The sequence below is a fragment of the Limnohabitans sp. genome (assembly GCF_044373035.1).
Lineage (GTDB): Bacteria > Pseudomonadota > Gammaproteobacteria > Burkholderiales > Burkholderiaceae_C > Limnohabitans_A.
Map to the genome: position 1 here is coordinate 36,556 of NZ_JBILQU010000012.1, position 8,151 is coordinate 44,706.

Below are 8,151 nucleotides of genomic sequence, written 5' to 3' on the forward strand. Positions count from 1 at the left end.
CAGCCAGATTTTCAGGCGTTTTGAAAAGAAATCTGTACCTTGAGCGACTGGCTTTTGTCGGCGGCCAAGTCGAAGGCTTCGATGGCGCGCTCCACGGGCAAGATGCCGGTGATGACCGGTTTGCCGTTGACCAGACCTTCGTTCAAAAAGCGCACAGCGGTGGCAAATTCGGCATGGAAGCGGAAGGTGCCGCGCAGGTCCACTTCTTTGGCCACCAATTGCGTCATGGGCAGGCTGATGTCGCCGCCCATGCCCACGGTGATCAGCACGCCACGCGGCACGATGGTGTCGAGGCCTGCGCGCAGTGCGGCTTCGCTGCCCGAGGCTTCGAACACAGCGTCAAACTGGCCTTTGTCCACTTTGTATTTGTCCAAGGCTGCGGCATCGGTCTTGAGGTTGATGGTCTCGTCCGCGCCCATTTCCTTGGCGCACTTGAGCGGCAAGTCAGCGATGTCGGCGGCCACGATGCGTGCCGCACCGGCGCGGCGCAAAGCGCCAATCAGCAGCGAGCCAATGGGGCCGCAACCTGTGACCAGCACCTGCTTGCCCAGCACGCTGCCAGCGCGCTGGATGGCGTGCAGGCCCACCGACAAAGGTTCGGCCAGTGCGGCTTCGGACAGGCTCAGGTGGTCGGCAATCGGATGGGCCTGGTAGCCCTCGATGATCAGCTGCTCAGAAAACGCGCCCTGGATGTGGGGGAAGGGCATGGCGCTGCCGTAAAAACGCATGTTCAGGCAATGGTTGTGCTGGCCTGCCTGGCAAAAACGGCAATGGCCGCAGGGGCGTGAAGGCGAGATGGCGATGCGTTGGCCTTGCGGCACACCGCTCACACCCGTGCCTACCCCATCGACCACGCCCGAAATTTCGTGGCCCAGCGCAATGGGCTGCCTGATGCGCACCGTTCCAAAACCCCCGTGTTGGTAGTAATGCAAATCAGAGCCGCAAATGCCGCCATAGGCCACATTCACACGCAATTGGTGTTCGCCCAAGGCGGGTAATTCGGTGTTTTCAATGCGCAGGTCTTTGGCCGAATGGCAGACAACGGATTTCATGGTTTTTTCCTTGCAAGTGGTGTTCAAAGGGTTGCGGTCACGCCGCCGTCCACATACAAAATATGGCCGTTCACAAAACGCGAGGCATCCGAGGCCAAAAACACGGCCGCGCCGCCCAGGTCCTCGACATCGCCCCAGCGGCGGCTGGGTGTGCGGCCGACCAGCCAGCTGCTGAAGGCCGGATCATCGACCAGCTTCTGATTCAGTTCCGTCTTGAAGTAGCCCGGTCCAATGCCGTTGACGTTGATGCCAAACTGGCCCCAGTCAATCGCCATGCCTTTGGTGAGCATTTTGACCGCGCCCTTGGTGGCGGTGTAGGGCGCAATGCCGGGGCGACCCAGTTCACTTTGCACCGAGCAGATGTTGATGATCTTGCCCCGTCTACGCGGGATCATCTTTTTGGCCACCGCCTGGCCCACGTAGTACACGCTGTCCAGGTTGGTCTTCATGATGGTGTGCCAGTCGGTGTCCTGGTACTCGTGCAGTGGGCCGCGAATTTGCATGCCCGCGTTGTTGATCAGGATGTCGATCGGGCCTTCAACCTCCATCGTTTCCACGGCCGCGCGCACACTGTCGGCATCGGTCACATCGAACACCGAGGTGCTGACTGACAAGCCTTGCGCTTGCAGGGCATGCGCTGCCGCGTCCACTTTGCTGGCCGAGCGGCCATTCAGGATCACATGGGCACCGGCTTGCGCCAGTGCCTGCGCCAGAGCCAGGCCGATGCCGGCGGAGGAGCCGGTGATCAGGGCGCGACGGCCCTTGAGTTGAAAGCTGTCCAGAACGTTCATGGTGTCGGGAGTCAATGGCGCATCAATCGGTGGGCAGTGCGTATTCTTCGGCACTGAAGACGGTGTGGAACACCGTGCCATCGAACATGGCGATCATGTCTTTGGAAACTTCCTTGCTTTTCATGCGCACTTCAGAGGCCAGGGCGATCTCGATCGCCTCGCGGCTGGGGTAGCGCACGGCCAGCACCATGCCAAAGTGCGGATCGCTGGTGTCGCTTTCAATTTGGCGGAGCACGCGCACTTCTTGGGCCCCTGGAAAGCGGGTCCACAGGGGCACCAGGTTGTCGCGGATGTAGCGGTTGAATGTGTCTTCGAGCCCGGGTTTGACCTGGCCCTGAAAGAATGCGCATCGGATGAACATGGGTGTCCTTGTGTCAAAAACTCAAACAGGGGTGTGCAGCGCCAAGCTGCTGCGGTGGGCTTTCAAGGCAGCCAAAGCCTGCTCCACCAGCAGCTCAACCGGCTCGGTGATGTATAGGGTGATGACATCGGTCTCTTGTGGGCCGGGTGTTTCCAGGGTCTGGAACTGGCTGTCGAGCAACCCGGCCTGCATGTAATGGCCGACGCGTTGGCGCATGCGCTGTGCGATCAGCTCGAAATCGCCCTTGAGGAACACAAAACAGACCTGGCCTGCGCGCGCACGGATGCGGTCGCGGTAGGCGCGGCGCAGCGCCGAGCAAGCCACCACACGGCCGGGGCCTGCGTCGGGGCTGTCCGCCAAGTGGCTGCCAATGCGGTCCAGCCAGGGCCAACGGTCGACGTCTTGAAGGGCAATACCGGACCGCATCTTGGCCACGCTTTCGGGCAGGTGCAGGTCATCGCCATCGACCATGTCCAGGCCCAGGCGGTCAGCCAGGGCTTGCGACACAGTGGATTTGCCACAGCCCGAAACACCCATGACGATGAGCCGCAGTGCGGGCATGCTCAGCGGCCTTGTGAACCAGCGTCCATGCCCATGCATTCGGGCACGGGCGAGCGCAAGGGTTGGCCGTTGATGCCCGCCTGCATGTTGGCAAAGGCCAGGTCCGCCATGGCCTGACGGGTTTCGGTGGTGGCGCTGGCCATGTGCGGGGTCAGCACCACGTTGGGCAAAGACCAAAGGGCCTCGGGCACCTGTGGCTCGTTGGCAAACACGTCCAGGCCCGCACCGGCGATGGTGCCGTTTTGCAGGGCGGCGATCAGGGCCGCCTCGTCCACCACGCTGCCCCGCGCCACGTTGATCAAAAACCCCCGCGGGCCCAGTGCTTGCAGCACTTCGGCGTTGATCAGGTGCAGCGTGCCCGCGCCGCCGGGCGTGATGGCCACCAGAAAATCAACCTCGGCGGCCAGCGCGGCAGCCGTGGGGTAAAAAATGAAGCCAGAGTCCGGTTTTTCGGAGCGGGCGGTGTAGGCGATCGACATGCCAAACGCCTTGGCACGCTGGGCAATGGCTTTGCCAATGCGCCCCAGCCCCACGATGCCCATGCGGGCACCCGAGACCTTGCGGGCCAGCGCAATGGGGCCTGCAGGCCAGCGGCCTGCGCGCACAAATTGGTCGGCCTGCGGGATGGCGCGACCCACCGAAAGCACCAAACCCATGGCCAGATCCGCCACATCGTCGGTCAGCACACCGGGGGTGTGGGTGACGGGAATGCCGTGCGCGATGGCGGCTGGCACGTCCACACCGTCGTAGCCCACGCCAAAAACCGACACCACTTTGGCGTTAGGCAATTGCGCGAGCAGGCTGCTGGGCACGCTGGCCTCGCCCGTGCCCGCCACGCCCACGATGCGGGGTGCCAGGGCGGCAAAGGCGGCCGGGTCGGTCACATGGGTGCGGTCATGCACGGTGTACAGCGACTCGAGTGCGGTTTGATAAAAGGGCTGCAATTTGGCCACGGCCAGGACATCGGGTTTGGAAGACATCAAATTTCCTGATCAATAGGGTAAGTGAGCACTGAGTTAATGCAAAACCATCTGAAAGGCTTGGAAAAATCCAATCATCACACCATTGTAGCCAAAGCGGGTGGTATTTGAATCCTGACTTACCCTTGTAAACGATTGACTGGGCGACAATCACAGCTTCTGTCTTGACCAAAACACACCCATGACCGCTTTGAAAAAAGTTGTACTTTTCACCGACACCGATGGTCGGGCCCGTTTTCGCGACGATTGGCTGGACCTGCCCGAGGGCACTCCCCAGAGCCAGTTGTCACCGCTTATGCCCTCAGGGGGGGTCCAATGGCGGCAAAGCCCGGTGGGCTTTCGAAGCACTTTCCATTGCACTGGCAAACCTCAGTGGTTGTTTGTGCTGGGTGGGCAGATGGAAATTTTTTTGCAGGATGGCAGCTCGCGCATTTTTGGGCCAGGCGAGTTTTTCTACTCGGCCGATACCTTGCCCGAAGGGGCCACATTTGATGCCACGGTGCACGGCCACTGGAGCCGCCAAGTGGGGCCTGATCCGTTGGTGACCGTGTTTGTGCGGGACTGACAACTTGAGGCGCAGGGCATGAACAGCCTGGATCCTGGGAGAGGCTCGGGATTCATCCTGGAATGGCCCAAGGCCCAAAAAAACAGCCCGCATCCGCGGGCTGTTGCATGAGAGGTTATCGATCAGCGACCAAAACCGCCGCGGTTGCCACCGCCGCCATTGCCGCCACGATTGCCTCCGCCATAGCCACCACCACCACCACCACCACCACCACCACCACCATGGCGGCGGCCCCCGCTGGCCAAGCTGTCGATGCTGGTGCGGGTCGGGTCAGGTTGGCCGCTGGTGCGCACGGGCTTGCGGTTGGGCAAGTCCAGGCGTGCAAACTGCGTGGTCTTCAACGGATCGATGTGGCGTGGCAACTCATCACCATCGTGTTCGTGACGCTCTTGACCACCGCCTTGTCCGCCCCGGTTGGGGCCACGGCCTTCACCACGACCTTCAGGACGTGGGCCGCGTGGTGCGGGACGACCTTGGCCATCGCCACGGTTGTCAAAACGCACGTCGCCGCGCGGCTCCTGGCCGCGTGGACCGTTATCCCTGCCGACATCACGGCGCACGTCGCCCTGGCCTTCAAAACGGGGAGCGCCTTGTGGACCGTTGCGGCGTGAGGGTGCCGGGCCATTGCGCGAAGGGCGAGGCTGACCCTGACCTTCGGCGCGGGGCTGGCGCTGGCCGCCAGAGCTGCCGCCTGGGGCTTTGTTGTCTCGAATGCGTTGCATCATGTCGCTGCGTGCGGCCTTGGCGGCTGCGGCCATCACATCGCGGCTGGGGGGCTTGCCTGCGCCACCCCACAAGGTCTGGCGACCCATGGCGATGGGCTCGGCCACTTCGCCGGGCTCGGGGCCAAAACCTTCAAGCAACTGAACTGGAATCTCTTGCTTGGTGAAGCGTTCGATGTCCATCATGAAGCCTTCTTCGTCCAGGCACACCAGGCTCACCGCCTCACCGCTGGCGCCTGCGCGGCCTGTTCGGCCAATGCGGTGCACGTAGTCTTCAGACACGTTGGGGATTTCGAAGTTGACGACGTGCGGCAAGTCTTCGATGTCAATGCCGCGTGCAGCAATGTCAGTCGCCACCAAAGCGCGGATGTCGCCGCTTTTGAAGCCCGCCAGCGCTTGCGTGCGGGCAGTTTGGCTTTTGTTGCCGTGCAGGGCCATGGCCTTCACACCGTTTTTGGTCAAGAAGTCGGCCACATTGTTCGCGCCAAACTTGGTGCGCGTGAACACCAGCACCTGGCTCCAGTCGTGCTTTTGGATGATGTGCAGCAGCACGTCTTTTTTCTTGCTGCGGCCCACGGGGTGGATCACTTGCGAGATGCGCTGCACCGTGGTGTTGCTGGGCGTGACCTGGATGCTCTGGGGGTTCTTGAGCAAGTTGGCTGCCAGTTCGCGGATCTCGTCGCTGAAGGTGGCCGAGAACAGCAGGCTTTGCTTGTCTTTGGGCACCAGGGCCAGCACTTTTTTCACGTCATGGATGAAGCCCATGTCCAACATGCGGTCGGCTTCGTCGAGCACCAGAATTTCGATGCTGGACAAGTCCAGGAAGCCCTGGCCTTGCAGGTCGAGCAAACGGCCGGGTGTGGCCACCAAAATGTCCACGCCGCGCTTGATCTTGCTGATTTGCGGGTTCATGCCCACGCCACCAAAAATCACGGTGGAGTCGAGTTGCAAGTATTTGCCATAGTCGCGCACCGACTCTTCGACCTGGGCGGCCAATTCGCGGGTGGGTGTCAGCACCAAAGCGCGGATGGCTTTGCCGCCAAAGCGGTTTTTGCCCGGCTCACTCAGGCTCAACTTGTGCAGCATGGGCAGGGTGAAGGCGGCGGTTTTGCCGGTGCCGGTTTGGGCACCCGCCAACAAGTCTTGTCCAGCCAGAACGGCAGGAATGGCTTGGGCCTGGATGGGGGTGGGGGTGTCGTAGCCGAGCTCGCGCACAGCTTGCATGAGGGCCGGAGCCAGATTCAATTCTTCAAAGTTCATTTTTACAGAGCGCCATGTCCGGCGCGGGTATCGGCTCATTCAACTGCTGTTGGCAGTTGCCAGTGTGGGCCGATAAGTCTTAAGGAGGGCATGGAAACCACAGGCGCTTGTTTTGAGCGTTGCCTGGGTCAGGCCCCAGCAGGAGTGCTGATGCTGGGGCAACTGGAGGCCTCAGCGGGAGTGATTGTGACACAAAGCGGGCGGGGCGCTGAAAGCACCCCATCCCTGCAGTGGCTCAAGGACGGGGCCGAGGCTCAGTTGAAGCCTGCGATGGCTTTGACTTCGAGGTATTCCTCCAGGCCAAAGCGGCCCCATTCGCGGCCGTTGCCCGACTGCTTGTAGCCGCCAAAGGGGGCGGTGCGTTCGTTGGGCACACCATTGAGGTTGATGTTGCCCGCCCGCAGCCGACGGGCCACAGCCCGCACACGGTCCTTGTTGCCACCCGACACATAGCCCGCCAAGCCATAAGGCGTGTCGTTGGCCATGCGAACAGCGTCTTCATCGTCGGCGTATCCGATGATGACCAACACCGGGCCGAAGACCTCTTCGCGGGCAATGGTCATGTCGTTGCGCACATTGCCAAAGATGGTGGGGCGCACCAGGTAGCCTGCGCTGTGGCCTTCAGGGCGGCCGGGGCCGCCAGCGACCAGCGTGGCACCTTCCTCTATGCCCTTGGCAATCAGGCCCTGAATCTTGTGCCACTGGGTCTCGTTGACCACGGGGCCCATCTGCGTGTCATCGGCGCGCGGGTCACCGGCCTTTGTCTTGTCGGCCACAGCCTTGGCAATCGCCATGACTTCGTCCATGCGCGACTGCGGCACCAGCATGCGGGTGGGTGCATTGCACGACTGGCCCGCGTTCAAGAACACATGGGCCACGCCGCCGCTCACGGCTTTTTGAAAGTCCGCGTCGTCCAGGATGATGTTGGGCGATTTGCCGCCCAGCTCTTGGCTCACGCGCTTGACGGTGGGGGCCGAGCGTTGGGCCACGTCGATGCCTGCGCGGGTCGAGCCGGTGAAGGACATCATGTCGATGCCCGGGTGCTCGCTCATGGCCGCACCCACATCCGGGCCCATGCCATTGATCAGGTTGAACACCCCGGCGGGCACGCCTGCCTCATGCAGGATTTCGGCAAAGATCAGCGCGCAGCTGGGCGTGTATTCTGAAGGCTTGAGCACCATGGTGCAGCCTGCGGCCAAAGCCGGGGCCACCTTGCAGGCGATTTGGTTTAACGGCCAGTTCCAGGGCGTGATCATGCCCACCACACCAATGGGCTCGCGCACCACTTCGGCGTTGCCAATGGTTTCTTCAAAGGCGTAGTCCTTGAGCACGCCCAGCGTGGCCACGATGTGCCCCAGACCTGCGCCGACCTGCATCTTTTCGGCAAACGCCAAAGGCGCACCCATCTCGTCAGAAACCGCCGCGCCCAAGTCTTTGGCGCGGGTTTTGTAGACCTCGATGATGCGGGTCAACAGCGCAATGCGTTCTTCTCGGGTGGTCTGGCTGAAGGACTCAAAAGCACGCCGTGCGGCGGCCACAGCCTTGTTCACGTCGTCGGCGTTGCCCAAGGCAATATCGTGCAAAGGCTTTTCGTTGGCGGGGTTGATCACGGTGCGGGTCTTGGCCTGCGAGGGCTCGACCCATGCGCCGTCGATGTAGAACTTCAGATGTTGGACCATGGTGTGTTGAAAATGGATTGAAACAAAATCTGTTTTACAGGGGAATGCGTTTTTTGGCACTACACCTTGGCGACACGCCATGGGTTGAAACCCCACTGTCGCTGGCTGCTTGGGTGCCCTAAACTGGTGCGCACACATTTTTTTGAGAGAGCCTTATCTATGAACACCCGATCGTTGCGC

General features: G+C 61.6%; 8 protein-coding genes. 1 reads left to right on the forward strand and 7 read right to left on the reverse strand.

What is annotated here, in order from left to right:
• Window positions 1-11: 11 nt before the first annotated feature.
• The 5 genes from ACIQ47_RS03680 to ACIQ47_RS03700 are packed head-to-tail and all read right to left on the reverse strand — an operon-like array spanning window position 12 to window position 3,745.
• On the reverse strand, window positions 12-1,052 hold the full coding sequence (locus ACIQ47_RS03680) for an L-idonate 5-dehydrogenase (RefSeq protein WP_396436895.1): 1,041 nt from the start codon (window positions 1,050-1,052) through the stop codon (window positions 12-14).
• A 23-nt stretch (window positions 1,053-1,075) separates the two neighbouring features.
• Window positions 1,076-1,843, reverse strand: coding sequence for an SDR family oxidoreductase (locus ACIQ47_RS03685; protein WP_396436896.1), 768 nt, complete (start codon window positions 1,841-1,843; stop codon window positions 1,076-1,078).
• 22 nt (window positions 1,844-1,865) lie between these two features.
• The gene (locus ACIQ47_RS03690) at window positions 1,866-2,204 is read right to left on the reverse strand and encodes a hypothetical protein (protein ID WP_396436897.1); all 339 of its coding nucleotides are present in this window, start codon (window positions 2,202-2,204) and stop codon (window positions 1,866-1,868) included.
• A gap of 21 nt (window positions 2,205-2,225) precedes the next feature.
• A complete protein-coding gene (locus ACIQ47_RS03695; RefSeq protein ID WP_396436898.1) occupies window positions 2,226-2,765 on the reverse strand; it encodes a gluconokinase in 540 nt (179 codons plus the stop codon).
• A gap of 2 nt (window positions 2,766-2,767) precedes the next feature.
• Window positions 2,768-3,745, reverse strand: a complete 978-nt coding sequence (locus ACIQ47_RS03700; protein ID WP_396436899.1) for a 2-hydroxyacid dehydrogenase — start codon at window positions 3,743-3,745, stop codon at window positions 2,768-2,770.
• Between the two features lie 181 nt (window positions 3,746-3,926).
• Between ACIQ47_RS03700 and ACIQ47_RS03705 the strand changes: the two genes are divergently transcribed.
• The gene (locus tag ACIQ47_RS03705) at window positions 3,927-4,310 is read left to right on the forward strand and encodes a hypothetical protein (protein WP_396436900.1); all 384 of its coding nucleotides are present in this window, start codon (window positions 3,927-3,929) and stop codon (window positions 4,308-4,310) included.
• 122 nt (window positions 4,311-4,432) lie between these two features.
• Here the strand turns inward: ACIQ47_RS03705 and ACIQ47_RS03710 are convergent, their stop codons facing one another.
• A complete protein-coding gene (locus ACIQ47_RS03710; RefSeq protein ID WP_396436901.1) occupies window positions 4,433-6,292 on the reverse strand; it encodes a DEAD/DEAH box helicase in 1,860 nt (619 codons plus the stop codon).
• A gap of 254 nt (window positions 6,293-6,546) precedes the next feature.
• Window positions 6,547-7,971 (reverse strand): aldehyde dehydrogenase family protein, encoded by a 1,425-nt coding sequence (locus ACIQ47_RS03715; protein ID WP_396436902.1) that lies wholly within the window; start codon window positions 7,969-7,971, stop codon window positions 6,547-6,549.
• Window positions 7,972-8,151 lie beyond the last annotated feature (180 nt).

Excerpts from the sequence above, each read along its gene's own strand:
- ACIQ47_RS03680 (WP_396436895.1), bottom strand. The coding sequence starts at position 1,052 with ATGAAATCCGTTGTCTGCCATTCGGCCAAAGACCTGCGCATTGAAAAC.
- ACIQ47_RS03685 (WP_396436896.1), bottom strand. The coding sequence starts at position 1,843 with ATGAACGTTCTGGACAGCTTTCAACTCAAGGGCCGTCGCGCCCTGATC.
- ACIQ47_RS03690 (WP_396436897.1), bottom strand. The coding sequence starts at position 2,204 with ATGTTCATCCGATGCGCATTCTTTCAGGGCCAGGTCAAACCCGGGCTC.
- ACIQ47_RS03695 (WP_396436898.1), bottom strand. The coding sequence starts at position 2,765 with ATGCCCGCACTGCGGCTCATCGTCATGGGTGTTTCGGGCTGTGGCAAA.
- ACIQ47_RS03700 (WP_396436899.1), bottom strand. The coding sequence starts at position 3,745 with ATGTCTTCCAAACCCGATGTCCTGGCCGTGGCCAAATTGCAGCCCTTT.
- ACIQ47_RS03705 (WP_396436900.1), top strand. The coding sequence starts at position 3,927 with ATGACCGCTTTGAAAAAAGTTGTACTTTTCACCGACACCGATGGTCGG.
- ACIQ47_RS03710 (WP_396436901.1), bottom strand. The coding sequence starts at position 6,292 with ATGAACTTTGAAGAATTGAATCTGGCTCCGGCCCTCATGCAAGCTGTG.
- ACIQ47_RS03715 (WP_396436902.1), bottom strand. The coding sequence starts at position 7,971 with ATGGTCCAACATCTGAAGTTCTACATCGACGGCGCATGGGTCGAGCCC.